The sequence below is a fragment of the Phycisphaerales bacterium AB-hyl4 genome (genome assembly GCA_041821185.1).
Lineage (GTDB): Bacteria > Planctomycetota > Phycisphaerae > Phycisphaerales > Phycisphaeraceae > Natronomicrosphaera > Natronomicrosphaera hydrolytica.
In genome coordinates this window covers 273433-289659 of sequence record JBGUBD010000006.1, presented here as the reverse complement: position 1 = coordinate 289659, position 16227 = coordinate 273433, and the positions used below count along the sequence as shown (strand labels likewise).

Annotated in this window: 14 protein-coding genes; 4 read left to right on the top strand and 10 right to left on the bottom strand. The window is 59.5% G+C overall.

Going from position 1 to position 16227, the window contains the following annotated elements; all coding sequences use genetic code 11:
* Nucleotides 1-30 precede the first annotated feature (30 nt).
* Nucleotides 31-849, top strand: coding sequence for a hypothetical protein (locus ACERK3_11795; protein MFA9478968.1), 819 nt, complete (start codon nucleotides 31-33; stop codon nucleotides 847-849).
* Here ACERK3_11795 and ACERK3_11790 read toward each other — a convergent pair.
* Together ACERK3_11790 and tcmP are read right to left on the bottom strand one after the other, a co-directional pair.
* Nucleotides 755-1435 carry a DUF5131 family protein gene (locus ACERK3_11790; protein ID MFA9478967.1) on the bottom strand — a complete coding sequence of 227 codons (681 nt, stop codon included), beginning with the start codon at nucleotides 1433-1435 and terminating at the stop codon, nucleotides 755-757. The genes ACERK3_11795 and ACERK3_11790 overlap by 95 nt on opposite strands.
* A 12-nt stretch (nucleotides 1436-1447) precedes the next feature.
* Nucleotides 1448-2170 (bottom strand): three-Cys-motif partner protein TcmP, encoded by a 723-nt coding sequence (gene tcmP, locus ACERK3_11785; protein ID MFA9478966.1) that lies wholly within the window; start codon nucleotides 2168-2170, stop codon nucleotides 1448-1450.
* Nucleotides 2171-2338: 168 nt separating this feature from the next.
* On the opposite strand from tcmP, the gene ACERK3_11780 reads away from it, so the two are divergent.
* Together ACERK3_11780 and ACERK3_11775 are read left to right on the top strand one after the other, a co-directional pair.
* Nucleotides 2339-2509 (top strand): hypothetical protein, encoded by a 171-nt coding sequence (locus ACERK3_11780; protein MFA9478965.1) that lies wholly within the window; start codon nucleotides 2339-2341, stop codon nucleotides 2507-2509.
* 91 nt (nucleotides 2510-2600) lie between these two features.
* Nucleotides 2601-2984, top strand: a complete 384-nt coding sequence (locus ACERK3_11775; protein MFA9478964.1) for a hypothetical protein — start codon at nucleotides 2601-2603, stop codon at nucleotides 2982-2984.
* A gap of 94 nt (nucleotides 2985-3078) precedes the next feature.
* Here the strand turns inward: ACERK3_11775 and ACERK3_11770 are convergent, their stop codons facing one another.
* From ACERK3_11770 to ACERK3_11735, 8 genes are all read right to left on the bottom strand, one after another.
* Nucleotides 3079-4119, bottom strand: coding sequence for a formylglycine-generating enzyme family protein (locus tag ACERK3_11770; GenBank protein ID MFA9478963.1), 1041 nt, complete (start codon nucleotides 4117-4119; stop codon nucleotides 3079-3081).
* Between the two features lie 11 nt (nucleotides 4120-4130).
* On the bottom strand, nucleotides 4131-8717 hold the full coding sequence (locus ACERK3_11765; protein MFA9478962.1) for an RHS repeat-associated core domain-containing protein: 4587 nt from the start codon (nucleotides 8715-8717) through the stop codon (nucleotides 4131-4133).
* A 63-nt stretch (nucleotides 8718-8780) separates the two neighbouring features.
* Nucleotides 8781-9557 carry a type II secretion system protein gene (locus ACERK3_11760; protein MFA9478961.1) on the bottom strand — a complete coding sequence of 259 codons (777 nt, stop codon included), beginning with the start codon at nucleotides 9555-9557 and terminating at the stop codon, nucleotides 8781-8783.
* A 97-nt stretch (nucleotides 9558-9654) separates the two neighbouring features.
* Complete coding sequence (locus ACERK3_11755; GenBank protein ID MFA9478960.1) at nucleotides 9655-11385, bottom strand: hypothetical protein; 1731 nt, start codon at nucleotides 11383-11385, stop codon at nucleotides 9655-9657.
* A 90-nt stretch (nucleotides 11386-11475) separates the two neighbouring features.
* Nucleotides 11476-12210, bottom strand: coding sequence for a PEP-CTERM sorting domain-containing protein (locus ACERK3_11750; protein MFA9478959.1), 735 nt, complete (start codon nucleotides 12208-12210; stop codon nucleotides 11476-11478).
* Nucleotides 12211-12303: 93 nt separating this feature from the next.
* Entirely contained in the window at nucleotides 12304-13713 is a 1410-nt protein-coding gene (locus ACERK3_11745) for an FAD-dependent oxidoreductase (protein MFA9478958.1), read from the bottom strand.
* Nucleotides 13714-13771: 58 nt separating this feature from the next.
* Nucleotides 13772-14791 (bottom strand): helix-turn-helix domain-containing protein, encoded by a 1020-nt coding sequence (locus ACERK3_11740; protein MFA9478957.1) that lies wholly within the window; start codon nucleotides 14789-14791, stop codon nucleotides 13772-13774.
* 822 nt (nucleotides 14792-15613) lie between these two features.
* A complete protein-coding gene (locus tag ACERK3_11735; protein MFA9478956.1) occupies nucleotides 15614-15862 on the bottom strand; it encodes a hypothetical protein in 249 nt (82 codons plus the stop codon).
* A 9-nt stretch (nucleotides 15863-15871) separates the two neighbouring features.
* Here ACERK3_11735 and ACERK3_11730 point away from each other — a divergent pair, with 9 nt between their 5' ends.
* Nucleotides 15872-16087, top strand: coding sequence for a hypothetical protein (locus tag ACERK3_11730; GenBank protein MFA9478955.1), 216 nt, complete (start codon nucleotides 15872-15874; stop codon nucleotides 16085-16087).
* Nucleotides 16088-16227: the final 140 nt, after the last annotated feature.

Here is a 16227-nt window from a genome sequence, read left to right as displayed (position 1 = left end):
CGCATGTACAACTCTTCCGGAACCTGCCGTATGAATGCTCGTCGCTACTGCCGATCCTGCAGCTACCCACTCGTCACCGGAAACTCGTGCCCGGAGTGCGGCCGCGTCTTTGATCCGGCAGATCATCGCACCTGGCGGCGACGACCGCGTAGCGACTGGCATCGCTTTGTGCTGAGACTGGGGTTTGTGATCTGCCTTCTGGCGGCTTTCGGCCTGCTGGGGCGCGAGCGGTTGACCGCAATGGCTCATCAGGGCGAGCACCTCCGGATCCAGCGGCAAGCGGCGAACAACGTACTGCCGCCGGGCACCGTGATCTACACGGAGGACGCCAGCCACATCGCGACCGTTCGCGGCGACCCGGCGTACAGGCCAGATCCTTTCAGACCTGAGATCAAACCGGAGCGATGGCATCGGATTGGTCGGGACTTCGGGATCGAGCTCAGAGATCAGGTACGCTCGCGCATCGACCGTTATGCGGTCGGCGGAGTGTTCGGAGCTGAACGTACGAGCGCGAACGGTCACACATGGATCGTCACCGTTGCTGGGGGCAATATTTTCCCAAGCGACAGCGGGACGCGGCTTGTTCACCTCGCGTGGCGGAACTTCGAGCCGGTCGGCTGGGCATCCGGAGCACGCGGCTCCGGCGTGTCGCGCATGGGACCGAAAATCGAACTGACCCCCGCCGATCGGCTGACTCTGTTCGCGCCTGAAACGGACCCCAGCCGTGCCGATCGTGTGATCGTGCCATACGAGCTCAACGGCCAGAACGGTCGGCTGGCGATGACGCTCCGGGACGGCGGTTCTCTCGCCTTCGAGGTATTGGACGGCCCCGCCACGCTTGCGCCTTAGCTCCCGACTCACCGCCGGTGATGACCCAGTCGATGCCGGCCACCGGCAGCACCGGGATCGGACCGATCAGGGGCTCGACCGATAGAAACTTGATCACCGCCCCCGTTCGCCGCAGCTCATCGACACGGCTGGTGACGCGGCCATCTTCGACGCTCGTGCCGAGCCAGATGTTGTCCAGCCACGGCAGTGACGGGCTCAACTCAGCCGCACGCTCCGGTCGCTTGGTGAGAACCTGAAAGGTGTGGTGCGGGCACACCTCCATCACCTTGAACACCCGCCGGATGAAGTCCGCCGGCACGGCCGGGTGAAACAGGTCACTCATCGAGTTCACGAAGATGACCAGCGGCTTCTTCCACTGGAGTGGCCGCGACAGGTCGGCATCGTGACACTTCACGACGCCGTTGAAGTGGCGTCGACCTTGGCGGTTGAGCACTGTCAGGCCGGTGTACTTCGACTGCCCGCAGCTTTCGAGCCGATGAGTGTGGCGAACCGCATAGCAGTTGTCACAGCCAGCGCTCGCCCGCGTGCATCCTGTCACCGGGTTCCACGTCGCCTCAGTCCACTCGATTTTCGTGCGTGGGTGCATGCTGTGCCTCGATCAATCCCAGAAGCCCTGCTGCACCGCTCGCTTATCAACGAAATGGACAGCCACAACTTTTTCCTTCGTGAACTGCCCTTTGTTGCGACGAACGCCAGTCACCGTCTCGACGTTGGCCAGGTACCCTTCTTTCTCCATCGGCTCAAGCAGCGTCGAGACATTGATGAACGGCGTCTCATTGAGTACGTACTGCTCAACTTGTTTCCATTCTACCCGCCCACCCTTACAGGATGCAAACATTTTCTCGGCCCACTCGGTCCACTCATTAGGGCGATCGAACTGGAATATTCGCGGCTGCCCCACGTCAGCATCTCTGAACTTGTACTCGCCGGACTTGTCGATCGTGCCCATGGCCTCCTTCATTTTTTTCAGTCCGAGTGGGTGATTGCTCGCGAACACGAGGTAGTAGTTGAGGAGGTTGTGCTTGCCGCGCATCTCAAAAGGGAAGGTATAATCCGCGTGCTGAAACAACTGTTGCCTATAGATGTGCAGGACCTGTCGACATTGGTCTTCCTGTGCCCTCGTGAGGTCCAGGTGCTCAGCCCAATCTGACATACCGAAGGCATCTGCGAGTACCGTGTCGCTGTTGGCGTCCTTGCCGGCCGCCGCGATCCTCGCCAGTCCGTCAGCGTCCAGGTTGATGAGTACCTCTGAACGCTCGCTTGATAGTAGTCGAGACACTTCTCGAAATGGCGCGCCCGTGCCGAATGGGTCGATGAACACGAACAACGGCGCGTCGGTGTCGAATGCCTCTGGTACCGGCTCATCAGCATCCCACCCGGCGACGCTGAGTACCCCCGCGACACCTGGCTGGCCTGGCGCATCGGTGATGACAACGCCGACTACCCCGTGGCCATGATGGTCGTCTGCCGGCGGCTAGGGCAACTGGACATGGCCCACGTTAACGACATGCACCGCCGGCAGGGACTCGCCGTGGAACTCATCGAAGCCCTGGTCGAACACTACGCCCCGCTGCGGCTCAAGGCGTTCGTAGCCACCGACGCCGGCGAAGGATTGTGCGAGCACCTGGTGCAACGCGGCGTGGACATCGACGTGGCGTAGACCACGGCCGCTCGACCTGCACGACACGCTGCCGACCCGTTCGCGCCATTGACCTTTGAACATTCCCAACCTCAACCTGGAGACTGACACGATGAACACGACCGACACGACGAACAACACGACCGTCCCGATGCTTGTTCAGGGGACGATGGCCGCGATGGACTGCATCCGCTGGGTGCTGGATGAGGCGAAGTGGCCGGTGACGCCGGCCGACCTGGTGCAGCCGGTGCGGATCGAGCCGACCTACGCCGTGGGCAAGCGTCGGCCGGACGGGTTCCGCATCACCGTGGCCGGGGCGATCGTGGTGACGGCGAACATTCCAAACCACACTGCTGACATCGTGCTCGACGGCAAGCCGGTGCATCCCGACGACCGCTCGTACCGCACCGGCCTCTACGCCGACGCCATCGCCCACCTGCACTGCATGGGCGTGCTGCCGAGCAGGGACAGCCGGTTCATCATGGTGGGGAGGTAGGGGCTTGGTAGTACCGCACACATCAGCCCTCGGCATGATGTGTGGCACCCGCCATCGGGGCACCCGGCTAAGAATTCTCCTGCCCACCTATTGGCTAATCCAAATCTGGAAAACCGGGAATCTCATCCCGCCTATCCTCCTCATAAAGCCCCCATGGCTCGGATGACACAACCACACGGAACCCACTGGTATCTCCCGCTCGAATCACACGAAAAGAGTTCCTTTGCGCCACTAGATCAACTTTGTCCTCAAAGGTGCGATAGGACCCTCCACGATGGATCCGAACATCATATCGACCTATCTGATCCATTGGCCCCTTGGGGTCTTTGTCCGGGCTCGTTTCGTAGTACTCCCTTGAACGTCGATCCCAGCAATGTTCCTCCGCATTACCGACCATGTCGTAAAGCCCGAAGCCATTCGGCGAAAATGATCCGACTGGAAAGCTCCCGAAATCAGAGATGGGTTGACCATCTTCTTCATCATCCAGGTGTTGCCAAGAATACGGGAACAGGGCAGCGCGCAGGTTTTCCGGGATGGCATCTGCATCAATCGGATCGCTGAACACATTACGCCCACCTGCAAGAACCGGCTCATCTCCCCATGGATAGGGTTTGTCTTCAACCCCGCCCCGGGCGGCATACTCCCACTCTGCCTCGGTTGGAAGCCGGTATTCCACGCCTTCTTTTTCTGAAAGCCAGGCACAAAAGGCCATAGCATCGTCCCAGGTAATGAACAAAACGGGATGCGTATCCGTGAGGTTATGCTTGGACCGCCACTCACGATGCTCTTGACGAAATGTCTCATACTGCTCGTTGGTCACCTCATGCGCACCGATCCAGAATTCGCTGACCTCGATCTCACGCACAGGCTGCGCATCGTTGATTCGTACACTGCCACGCTTGAAACGGCCTGCGGGAATCCGCTTCATTTTCATTCCAAGCGAGTTGACGTGTTCATCGCCATCCCAATCCGGGGCTTCAACATCCAGTTCTACACGCCAGTCCTTTCGTTCTGACAGTTCTCGCACCTTCACCTCCCCGGCGACACCTGCGAATGGATCATCATCGCAACTGATTACAATCGCTGACAGCAACACAAGAAAACAAATATGAAAAAAAGTACGCTGTGCGTTCATTTCATATCCTTTCAGTTACAGCATAATGATCGGCCAAATGCCTGCCGCATTCCTTCAATAGATCGGACGACGTCATCAACATTGATCCATGATTGGCATTGCTGCTGGCAGGGGGCCACGCATTGTGTCAAACCATTTTGCTCAGCATTGGCCATCGCCTCACAACATTTTGGATGACAAATACCGTGCTCGTTGCAAGCGTCGTCAGCCTCGCCCCACTGTGGTGTACCCCGCTGTGCATAATGATCATATATGCACCTGTTCAGACAACTCAACATGCATGCAACACCTCTTGGAGCCACCGCAATGGCAGCGCATACGAAGCCAGAAACGTTTCTTGCACAGCAAGAAAATGGATCTACCGAATTCTCGCTATCACAACACTCTCTTTCACGTTCCGCTGAACAATCTTGGCGATAATTGTTCGTTACCCTAATACACGACAATGCCCAGCCACCTCTTCTAATTTCCGCCATACCTTCCGGGTCATAGGCAGTTAAAGAATTGCTGCCTACATATTGATACAGACTCATGCCATCGTGATATCCGCCGCCCGGCATGTTCTGATTCAACGGGTCCCTCTGCATGAACCTCCCCAGCCGTGGATGCAGCATGCGTGCCCGGTTGTGCACCAGCCCCGTCACCTCATCGTGGCTGAGCCCCTGGTGTCCCACGCTGTTGAGCCCGTAGGGCTGACTGACGCCGGCGACCTGCCAGCGCCGGCTGATCGTGGTCGGTGCCATGGCGAGGGGGTCGTTGGGACCGGGGGAGAAGTAGACGGTGCGTTGGCCGTAGGGGGTGTACTCGTAGCGTTCGGCGATCGTGCCGTCTTCGTCGACGAGGGCGAGCAGGTTGTAGTTGGCGTCGTGGAGGGCGTAGAAGACGATTTCGCACTGGGCTTCGCTGCCGTCGGTGGCGAAGGGGTCTTCGTTGTGGGCGACCTGGAGCAGTTGATCGATGTAGCCGTCGCCGATGTTGAACGTGCCGGCCCAGAGCTTCTGCTTGAGCACGATATTCGAGCCGTTGCGGACTTCGACGACGCTCTGGCCGGCGTAGTAGTAGTGCTGGGTCATATCGAGGTAGGCGCTGTTCATCACGCGTTGGACGATGCGTCGTCCCTGCGCGTCGTATTCGAGTTTCTGTATCGTCGAGCCTTCTTGAATGTCGCCCTGGCTGTCGCGGTAGGCCTTGGTCACCGCGACGAGGCGGTTCCAGGCGTCGTAGCTGTAGCGGTAGACGCCGTCGTAGGTGAGGTTGCCCGCGGCGTCGTGGGTGGGGTCATCGTGCGCGTAGCCGTCCTGATCGACTGCGAAGCCTTCGATGTGTTCGGTGGTGTCGTACGTGCCGTCACCGTTGGTGTCGCTTTTGAGGGTTAGGTCGCCGACGGATTGGAGGTGTTCACCGGCCTCGCTGAAGCCGATCAGGCCGCCGCGGAAGGTGAAGTTGCTGGAGTCGTAGACGCGGTCGTTGACGGGGTCCCAAGTTGTGGGTTCGTTTTCGCTGGCCTGCTGGAGGATGGTGATTTCGTTGTCGTCCCGGATCACGCGGTACCAGTGAGTACTGCCGCTGCTCATGTTCCAGGAGCGGCTGGTCCCTTGCACGCTATCGGGCGCGCGGCCGTCGACCATTTCGAAGCCATTGGAGGGCGCGCCGTTGTTCTGGATGGTGATAGCGCTGTAATGATTGGCATCGAGGGCATCGAAGAGGAATCGGATCGGGCGCCAGGTGCTTGACTCGTTTTGGAACGAGAAGGTGGCCTCGAATCGATCCAGGTGTCGGCCTTCCAGCAGGATGGGAATGCGAGTGTTGGCCGGACCACCATGGTTTTTCGTGTGACCGATGCCCAGACGGTTGTTGGCGCTGAGGAAGCGGATGTTGTCCCATCCGGCGTTGGAGGCCCAGTGGCGCCAGCGACCGGCCAGCATGCGGGTTTCACTGTCTTCGTTGATGTAGGGGATGTCGAAGCGTGTGCCCGCGGCCGTGCTGTAAAAGCCTATACGGCCGGGGGGAAAGCCGTCTTCGAGATCGAAGCTGTAAGCCAAGTGACCACCGTGCGAGCGCACGAACTGCATGTTTTGCGGGTGTGAAACGTTACTGTGGGTTTTTTGAATCTTCTGACCGTCAAGCACATGATAAGTGCGGTTGTACCCATCGGTCTTATTCTGAACTTTGATCCAATAGTCATTGGGCGATTGGTAGGCGAAGACGATACCTACCTCCGCGTCTTCGGGGGTGTGAGCCAGGGGAATCCAGGCGGAGAAGCCGGTTTGTCCGATTTCGGGCGCGTCCAGCAACACGATCGCCGCCGCTTCGGGCTGTTGGATGCCGTCGTACGTGCCTTGTTTGACTGACTGAACCACGACGTGGCCCGAAGCCAACCCGATTTCATCGGTATCGGCGGGGTTGTCCGCTTCGGGCACTTCCCAATGGCTCAAGTTAGCACCGAGTTCGAACGGCCCTGCCACGGGTTTGCCCTGGTCGGCGCGGACCTCGCGCGCGGTGATTTCGTTGGCGGCGTTGGGTGTGTTGCGGCTCCAGGTGACATCGCCGCGTTCGGACAGTTCCAGTTGGTTGCCGAGTTGGTCGAGGTTCCACGTTTGTTGCTTGAGCGTCCAGTGGCTGGCGATGCCGTCGGGTTGGTCCTGCCCGTCGTAGGCGGTGGCGCCGGCTCTGAAGTCGTTGAGGCGGTGGAGTTGATCGTAGTCGTAGGCTTGGGCGAAGCTGCGATAGACGTGGCGATCGGCGTGGGTGCGGTTGGAGGCGCGGTCGTAGCCGTGGGTGACGTGGAGCACGTCGAGCGGGTCCTGGGGATCGCTGGCGTCCTGCCATTGCTGGCGTGCGAGTCGGCCGAAGCGGTCGAAGCCGCCTTCGTTCGTGGCCGTCGCACTGTAGGGGTCGCTGGCCATGGGATCGCCGATACGTGTCAGCTGGATCGCCGGGTTGGGGTAGGCCTGGTTCACGGGCGTCTGCATCCCAAGATAGTCGTAGCGAACGATCTCATCGCTGGACGCGCTGGAGGGCTGGCCGAAGCCATCATCCTCCACTAAGGCGGTGACGCGGCCGATCTGGTGGTCGATATTTCCATGCCCATTGTAGACCGCATGCACTCGTCGACCATTGGGATAGGTCACATGTTCCAGGCGGATGCCGTGGATCGGATCGAAGCCATCGGCGTAGCCGTAGCCGATGGCGGGCGTGTTGCCGTCTACCGCTCCGTCGTATGCCTGCCGTTCTTCGATTAACTGCCCGAAATCGTTGTAGGTGTAGGTGACCTCGTTGAGCACCTGACCGCTTCCGTAGGCGGCATCATCGTGGCTGGTCACGCTGGCCACCATGCCGCGAACCTCGTAGCTGCGGCTCAGGCGGCGGACGACCTCGTCGACATTTTCTTCGGATCGTCCCAAGTCCGTCACTCGATCGTGCAACGGTCGGCCGAGCGCGTCGTAATCGTACACATGCGTCACTTCGCGCTGATCGGTCCGACGTGTCAACTCACCTTGCCGATTATAAGCCAGTTCCACACGATCCCAGTCGGCACCCGTGGCAACCTGCTGGGTGTTTTCGTCCCAGTTGTCGCTGTCGGGGTAGATGATCGCCTGCAGCAGATCGGTACGTGCCACGTCCGATTCAGCCAACGTTGTGCCGTAGACGTACCGTGTTATCTGGTTGTCGGCGGTGCTGCCGTCGGCCGAGGGATTGATGGCGGTCAGGTTGGCGATCTGACCATCGGCAGTGTAGGCGTAGGCGGTGACGCGATTAACGTCGCTGTCGCGGGCCGCTGGTTGATTCGGCTCGCTGGTCCAAGCCGAGGCGGCGTAGTTCTCCACCACATGCGTGGCTCGCCCGGCGTCATCGAAAAACGTGCGCGTTACGATGCCGGCGGGATCGGTCGTGAGATGCTCCCGCCCCGCATCATCGTACTCAAAGGTGCTCACGAGCACGTCGTCCGACGGCGCAGGGGCCGTTGCGGGCCGCGTCAGGCCCGAGCCGCCGTTCGTGCCGTAGTTCGCCATCGCGACCCGTCTTCCGCCGCCATCGTACCAGAAGGCCTGATAGCTTCGACGCGCGTTGCCGGTGCTCAGGGCACCTGTGCTCGAGGTGTCGTCGTGGTGACGGGCATACCGGGTCACCTGCAGGACATGGCCGGCGTCGTTGTACAACGTCTCAAGCTGTTCCAGCACAATTTCGTCGTCGATGCTGGTCGCTTCAGCATAGCTGGCGCTAACCGTGCTGTAACCTGTGAAATCCGCAACCGCTCGCCCCAGCCCGTCATACACCCGCTTGCTGGTCAGCTGGCTGGCGAGTTCCTGGCTTTTGACCAGATTGCCCGCCGCGTCGTACCAGTTGGCGCTGACCAGGCTTTCGGTCACGTTGCCTGTGGCCGGATCCACACCGTGCACGATCTGCTGGTAGACTCGCCCGCGGTCGTCGTACAGCATCTCTTCGCGGCCCAACAGATTTCCGGCTGGACCGTCGAAGCGCTCCGTCTGCACCAGCCGATTCAGGCTGTCGTAGACGTACGCCACATGATGGTTCAGTTCGCCGGTCTCGTTCAGCCGCCGGCCTCGGAAGTCATAGGCGTACGTCGTGATCCGCACGGTGGCATCGTCCAGCCGAGACTAAACATCCAAGCCTGCGACGGTCGCGAAACACGCCGCCGATCATCGTGCCCAGATGGTGTCACTCGATAAACTTGCATCGCCAAGTGTCTGATATGGGTTAAACGGATCGGTGTTCACACTGGTTGCGTGCCCATCAGCCCATTGAATGTTAACGCTGCTCGCATGACGAGCGTGCAGGCCTCCAGAATGGCGTGTTGTTCCAAAGGTATCAATCAGATCGTAAGCCCCGAACAGTCGGTTTTCGCCATAGAATCTGAACGGGTTCACCGAATCCGCCAGCAACAACGTCTTTGAAGACGAGCGAATCTCTTCAAGACGGGCACTGGGCCCTGTCCAACCTGAGTTCGGGTTATTACGAAAATTCGACCCAAGGTTTCGCACGTTATACCCATAATGGGATTCCCGCCAGAAGTCCTGACTCATGACAGAGGCGGTGGCCTCTCGATTGCCGAGCCAGCCCCTCTGCCTTTCAAAGTCTGCCCTTGCGCCCAGAGACTCCATCTCCGGGCAGGAATACGTTCGAACATCCACGACATAGCCGCGAGCCCACAGTTCCGCGGGCCAGGTGTAGCCTGTGCTGACGCTTGGCATGTCCTGCCACACCCTGCGGGGAAGGTAGCCATCGCTGTCCAAGGCGTAATGGTGAAAGATTGTGCCCAACTGACGAATATTGCTCAGGCAGACTGCCCCGCGTGCCGTGTTGCGTGCAGATGAAAGTGCGGGCAATAGCAACGCGATCAAAATCGCTATGATCGAAATGACCACTAGAAGCTCGATCAGAGTGAACGCTCGTCGGCGTCGCCAGTTCGACGGCATCTTATTCTGGAAAGAGCGCGACCAACGTTTCATTCTTCGGCACTGAGACGGTGCGTTTGTGTGCATTGTAATTTCCTACTTCACACCCCCGAATAAGTTAGTTTCCGATCCAGTTGAGTATCCGGCCTAGAACGTCATGTGCCTGGTCATCGCGAAGTGGATCGAACGCGACATACATGACTCGGCCGTCCTGGGCTGAGCTCAGCAGCACCCATCGGCTTCGATCTTCCGCTTCGCCCCACAGCAGCGGCTGGGCCAGGTGGAACAGGTCCACGCGGACGATCTCGGCGTCCAGCGACTGGGCTTCGTCGTCTTGGACATCCACCGCGCGTACGACACGTTCGTGCCGTGGATAAAAAGTGTCAGGGTGATTGAGGTAGCGGGGGGAGCCGGGGCCATCCATGTACTCCGGGCCGAACACACTGACGCCGTAGTTGATCGCGCCGGGCGAGAAACCAAAGGCCTCGTATGTTCGCGGCTGCCAGACGACCAGGGCCGTGTCAGGCTTGACGCGGTTGATCGCCCGACGAAATTTTTCAAGCAGCAACTCGTTCATCATCCAGGTGCGGAACTCCTGAAAGTCGGCATTGATCGATTGTCGTCCTCCCTCAGTCGTGTGAGCCCGCCGTTCGTCAGGCTCGGAGTCTTCGAACTGCGGATAATCAATCACGTTCGCCGGCGTGAGGTTATAGCCATAGCGTTCTTTGAAGACTTCATTGCAGCCCTGGCAGAAACACGCCCAGTCGATCCAACCTCGATTGTAGATCCGCGGCTCATCCAGTTCGATCGCTGCGATCTGCGGATATTTTGTCAACATTTCCTCGACCATGGCCGCCATGTCGTCGTAATGTCTCGCGCCGGAGATCGGGCAAGGTGCTTCACGGGGCGGGTCTTCGCCTGAACCAAAGTCGCTGGACATGACCTGCCTTTCATGTGGCTCGGTCGGTCGAGGGCTGTGCTTGGTCATGATGTTGGCGTGGATGGCGATGTCGGCTTCCTCCGCCGCGGCAAGCATGCGGGGCAGATAGTCCAGATCGTTCTCCGGTGTGACCATGCGACCCTGGAATTCATGCTCACCTTCGTAGGTGAACTGGCTCGGATACACGCTGCGTGTGCGCACCCGGCTGACCTCGACCGAGATCGTGTTGGCGTTGAGCTTGCGCGCCCAGTCCACCGCCTCCTCAGGTCCTGCACGCAGCGTGTCTCGCCTGTGCATGAACAGAACCAGCGGGGTTTGCTTCAGCCCCGGCGAGCGTGGCTCGTCAAGCACTTCCTCTTTCTTCCAGCTTTCATAAGCGCCGAAGACGTCGCGAATGACTTCAAAGTTGGGCGCCTCGCTGCGATCCGGCAGCGTGTGGACGTAGGCGAACACGCCCATTCCGTGTGCCCCTTGCTCAGCGGTCCATCGGGCGATACTTTTATAGCGATCCATATCATAATCCAGCCAGGCCGGGTACAGCAGTGGAATGTACTGAAAGTGCTTGCCGACGCCGAGTACGCTTGCCGCACTGGAGCCGTTCTCAGAATACGCACTGCGGCCGATCGCCAGCACGCGAACGCTCCGCGGCAGTGACTTGAGGTGCTCCAGTTCTGTCCGGGTCAACAACCGGTCCGGAATGATCAACGTCGCCTGTTCAGGGACCTGATCCATCGCGCGGACATCGCTGACCGTGGCGCGCTGGGATATCGCCTGCCGCCAGGCTTCGGCCTGCGGCCCATCGAGCACTACGACCTCGTCTGCTAACGCGGGTTGGATTGCCCACGCGAGAAGGCAAGCCAGGACGCCGGGCATGAATGAGCGTAAGGACAACTTGCTGAACTTGTTCATTGAGTTTTCTAATACCTGTAAAAAAAATTATTTCAGTCTTACTGAATCCGACATATATGACGGCAAGTGGGTTTGAACATGTTGCGTTCATCAGGCGGTACGCACGCGCCGGCAGCGCCCCAGCACGAACACACTTCCGAGTGCCGCCAGCCCCAACGTGCCCGGCTCAGGCACGACAGTGCCGTTGAGAACGACGTCGGGCATAATCCGGACATACTGGCTGCCGTCGGTGCGCGAGCCGATGTCAGTCACCATGTACATCCTGAAAGTCACGCTATCGGTCAACGCCTGGAACGCCGCGTCGCTCAGGTCGAATGAACCCGAGCCATTAACGACATTCACGCTGCCATCGCCCCCGAGTGTGGTGGCTGCAATATCCTCGGCGAAGTTGTCGAGACTGCTGCGAAGGTGGACGGTGAACGACTCGGTGTCGGCGCCGCGGCTGAGTTGCATGCCGATATCCAGCGACGACAGATTCATCTGCCAACCCGAATCGACCGTGATCTCAAACTCGCCATACAGATCATTATCGACCGAATCACTGATCGTCGCGAGTCTGGCGGCGTTGCCGGCGGTGTCGACGCGGATGAAATGCGTTCTGGAAGTACTGAAAGCAGTATTTCCGTGAGCGGTGTATTCTGAAACGGTGACATTGTCGTCGACCGCTGTCATCTCCGCGCGAGAGGTGGTGAGATAGGTCAGGTCAGAACTCACAATAACATCTGCATGCGCAGCAGTACCAAACACAGAGCCGACCACGGCAAAACCTAGCCCTGCGAGGGTGATCGCACGTGGGAACAAACGTTGCGTGACTTGAAGCTTCATCTTGTTTCTCCTTTTGAAAATTAGAAACCTGAGAGGTTATGGATACAAAACGTACAGGTCGTTGCGCATTTTGTGGATCGTTGCCTGACGACGCTAAACAGTCATGGCTGTGCGGCGACGATCGCGGTCATCAGCCACATGAGACGCGTTAAAGAGCGATTGCTGAATGGGGCGAACCTCTGCGACATAATCGAGATCACGAACGGAACATCCACGAACAGATGCCAGCGCTGCGGCGCAACCGGCGGCCTCGCCCATGGGCACAGCGTTGCCAGTCACGCGGTACGAGGAGTGGGCATAGAAGTCGCCGCTGATGCAGCGGCCGGCCATGAGCAGTCCATCCACGTCGCGCGCCACCAGCGCGCGGAAGGGGATGTCGTAGGGAAGCGTTTTGGACACAGGCGACGCTTCGACGCTGCGATCGCCCTTGTTCGACGTGGCGTGCACGTCAATGGGGAAGCTGCATTCGCATACCGCATCGTCGTGACGTCGACCGACGGCCAGGTCATCGAGACAAATGCGATACAACCCGGCCGGCCGTCGGCTCTCGCGGATGCCGATCTGTGCTGCCGTGACCACCACACGCAGGTCTCGCCACGGGTCGCCCAGTCCCCGAAGCGCCTTGGTGAGTTCGTATATTTCGCGCCGAGCGGCAATGGTGGCATTGGTGACGGCCTGAGCGTTCCGTGGGTCGCGGTCATACTCGTGATTGGTCATCAACGCGAAGAGGTCGGGGTAAACCTCGAACAAAGTGGGATGACTGTATGACGGATTGACGCCGGCCCGGTCGAACTCGGCGCGCATGGCCTGCTTGACTTCGAGTTTGGTGTATTGCTGGCGATCGTAGAACGGCCTGATTGCGTCGCGGTCGACGCCGGTGATCATGGCCATAAGCGTCATGGGCTGACACGCGGGGGGCGTCGACGACTTGGCATCGAATCGCCCGAAGTCGTAGCTGCAACCGGCCTGGGCGGCGAGGTCGCCGTCGCCGGTGCAGTCAATGAAACAACTGGCGGCGAAGGCCTCGCGCCCGCTCTTCGATTCAGTGACGATGTGCGTGAGTTTGCCGTTTTGCTGATAGGCGGCGACGACCCGGGTATGCAACAGCAGGCGAACGCCAGCTTCTGTGCACATCTCTTCGAGCAGCAGTTTCATATGCTCGGCGTCATAAAGCTGACCACCGCGCCGCCGGTTCGGTCGCCCGCCGAGATCGACACGACAGGCCTCGACGCGTTGCATGATTTGCTGCATCAGGCCGGTCTTGTTGCGAGCGTCGAGGATCCACGACAGCAGGCCGCTGGTCCACACGCCGCCGAGTTGGCCGTGGGTCTCGATAAGCCGGACGTTGGGGATGATGCCGAGGTGGCGTTGCGTTTGGGCCGCCGCGATAGCCGCCGCCGCGCCCGCCGGTCCACCTCCGCAAACCACCACGCCCGCCTGCTCGGCGATGGGCGTGGTCAGATCTTCCCGGAGCGTTCGATTGGGAGCCTCAGCGTTAGACATGCACGAAGCTTACGACACGCCCTGGCGCGACTGTTGTCACCAAAATGACTCATTGTTGTCATTTGGGTACTTGTTTTACACCTTGCTTTGCGTTCTGTGTCGTGTAGTCAACCTTGAACTGCTTGCGATACTGGCCCGGTGGCATACCCATGATTTTGCGGAACGAGCGCGAAAAATTGCTTTTGTCCGTAAAGCCGACCTCGTAAGCCACGCGTGTCACGTCCAAGCGCCCGATTTTCAAGAGGTTACAGGCTCGTTCGATCCGGGTTTTCAGTAGAAAGTCGGCCACCGACAGCCCCATCGACCGCTGGAAGACTCTTCCGAGATACTTCGGATGGCACTGCAAACGCTTGGCGATCGACACCAGCGTCAACGGGTGGTCGAGATAGGTATTGATCACACGCACCGCCCGCACCACCAATCGTGGGGTTCCGCCAAACGCGACCCGGGCTTCCTTCGCGCGGCCGAACGAGTGGTAGCAGTCGGCCGGCAACCCCAAGCCGTCGAGTATCGTGGCCACGATCTGACAAAGCTTGCTCAGGCGAGCCTCGTATAGCGGCAGTTCATGCAACCGCAGCACTGGCACCTGTTCGAGCGCCGTCAGCGCCTGGTCCATGTCCAGATGTTGCCGACGACATTCAGCGATGACCCGCTCTCGCAACCGCTGCTGATGCTCCGCCAGCACCACCGAACCGTAGTAGAAGATGCCCATCACCTGCTGACGGTAGATCAATGGCTGGCAAATGTCGGTCAGGCCCAGGTAACATTGACCGATGAGCGGGTCGGTACGATGCAGCGCTTTGCGGTTGGCGATGTACTTGTTTGTCGAGCACACGAGCAGCCCGCGTTCCGTTCGGAGGAATTCCTTCGCCCACTGACAAAGCGGCCCCTTGTGCATCCGCATCTCATCGGGCAGGCGGAGTTCTGGATGGTCCAGGGTCATGCCCACCAGATCCTCGAAATTGATCAACAGCGGACCCGCCGCCTCCGCGAGGCGCATCAGATAGGCCAATGACGAATCGTTCTCCTCGGTTTCATCCCGCGCGGCGACACGAAGTTGGGTTATCGCTGACTCCATACTCTTACCCGGCGCTGTCCTGAGCAGCCCCGGCGGATACGAGGTTGGACGGCCTGGTCTGAAAAGCCGGAGCCGCAGAGCTCAGAGCCGCGACCTGCCCGATCTGCCACGATTCGTAGCCTCGGCTGTCTTGTGACCAGCGGCTTCTTGGAAGGCGAGCATACCACCTTCAACTATGGATGTACTACGACCACTCTCAAACATCGAATCAGACAACGTTGATGCTACACACGTACCCGCCGAACCGTGCAGCCGATCTGAACAAATATTGGTGTATGATTATACACGGTCACCGGCGGTGCCCGCGTGCTGGCTTTGTCGCTCACGGCACCGAAAACCTCCATCAAGAACCATCACGGCTGCCGACGGATCGCCTCAAACAGCGCCCTATAACACGCCGACACCCCCGTTTTACGGGCGTCACGCTGACTTATGCATAAAGAGGGGATTTTCGACCCGCCCTCTCCGCTTAAATGGCTCGTATGCACGCACAAGCGTCTACGAGCCATTTTTATTGCACATCGCCCCCACCCGCGGGCCCCCACTGTCCCCGTTTGGTCCCCAAAGCGGGCCAGTTTACGTCTGTGCGGGTTAAAGTAACTGCTTCCCCCCGGGATCAGCAAAATTCTGTTCGCATGACGAATCACCGCCCAAGCGACTGCGTCCGCCCGAGGACTGGGTGTGGGTCGAGATGCCGCTGATGCGCGATTTCCTTCCGCCCGATGTGCGTGATCGACTGCTGACCGAGATGCCCAAGCGCCTCAAACAGCGTTACGCCCGATCTATCGATCCCTCCACGCCGAAGCGGAGCACCAGCAACAATCAAGTGCAACTTCGTGCCGAACCCGCCTCGGCTGCGGCCCAGCGCGTGGTCCGTCGGTTCGGCGGGCCTTTTTTCAAAGATTTCGCCGCCGCCCCGCCCGCCGCCCGGCTGCCGCGGATCGAACTGCCGTCGATGTGCCACAGGTCCCAGTCGATCAGGTCGCCATCGTCCAGTTCCACCAGCAACCGTTCGGCGATGGGACCCGGTTCGATCAGGTGCCCCAGCCTTCGCAAACACATTTCGCTCAAGACGGCACCTTGAAAGCTGATTTGGACACTTACAACACGTTTGTCACAACAACAACCACCGCATGGCAGGCGTTGCTTCGCGCCCCGACGCATCGCGATGAGTTTCGCAACGTCGTGTTTCTGGACGCGCATGTGGAGATGGTCAGCGTGCAAGAATATGACATCGGCGGCGAGTATCACAGCGGCAGTCGTCCGTTCTGGGGTTTTAACTTCCGCAACAATTAGATGGTATTTCGCTTCAGGTACGTGAAGCGATACAGGAGCTCGCGCCGACGTAGACATAGCTGAAGCACTACTTGAGGATTCAACCCTTTCTGGTTGCTCGCACCGGGAACGACCTGTGCATGGGTATTGCGGTCAGTCAC

Bases quoted from the DNA above. Each gene is read 5' to 3' on its own strand.
- ACERK3_11795 (MFA9478968.1), top strand. From the start codon at position 31: ATGAATGCTCGTCGCTACTGCCGATCCTGCAGCTACCCACTCGTCACC.
- ACERK3_11790 (MFA9478967.1), bottom strand. From the start codon at position 1,435: ATGCACCCACGCACGAAAATCGAGTGGACTGAGGCGACGTGGAACCCG.
- ACERK3_11780 (MFA9478965.1), top strand. From the start codon at position 2,339: ATGGCCCACGTTAACGACATGCACCGCCGGCAGGGACTCGCCGTGGAA.
- ACERK3_11775 (MFA9478964.1), top strand. From the start codon at position 2,601: ATGAACACGACCGACACGACGAACAACACGACCGTCCCGATGCTTGTT.
- ACERK3_11770 (MFA9478963.1), bottom strand. From the start codon at position 4,119: ATGAACGCACAGCGTACTTTTTTTCATATTTGTTTTCTTGTGTTGCTG.
- ACERK3_11760 (MFA9478961.1), bottom strand. From the start codon at position 9,557: ATGCCGTCGAACTGGCGACGCCGACGAGCGTTCACTCTGATCGAGCTT.
- ACERK3_11755 (MFA9478960.1), bottom strand. From the start codon at position 11,385: ATGAACAAGTTCAGCAAGTTGTCCTTACGCTCATTCATGCCCGGCGTC.
- ACERK3_11750 (MFA9478959.1), bottom strand. From the start codon at position 12,210: ATGAAGCTTCAAGTCACGCAACGTTTGTTCCCACGTGCGATCACCCTC.
- ACERK3_11745 (MFA9478958.1), bottom strand. From the start codon at position 13,713: ATGTCTAACGCTGAGGCTCCCAATCGAACGCTCCGGGAAGATCTGACC.
- ACERK3_11740 (MFA9478957.1), bottom strand. From the start codon at position 14,791: ATGGAGTCAGCGATAACCCAACTTCGTGTCGCCGCGCGGGATGAAACC.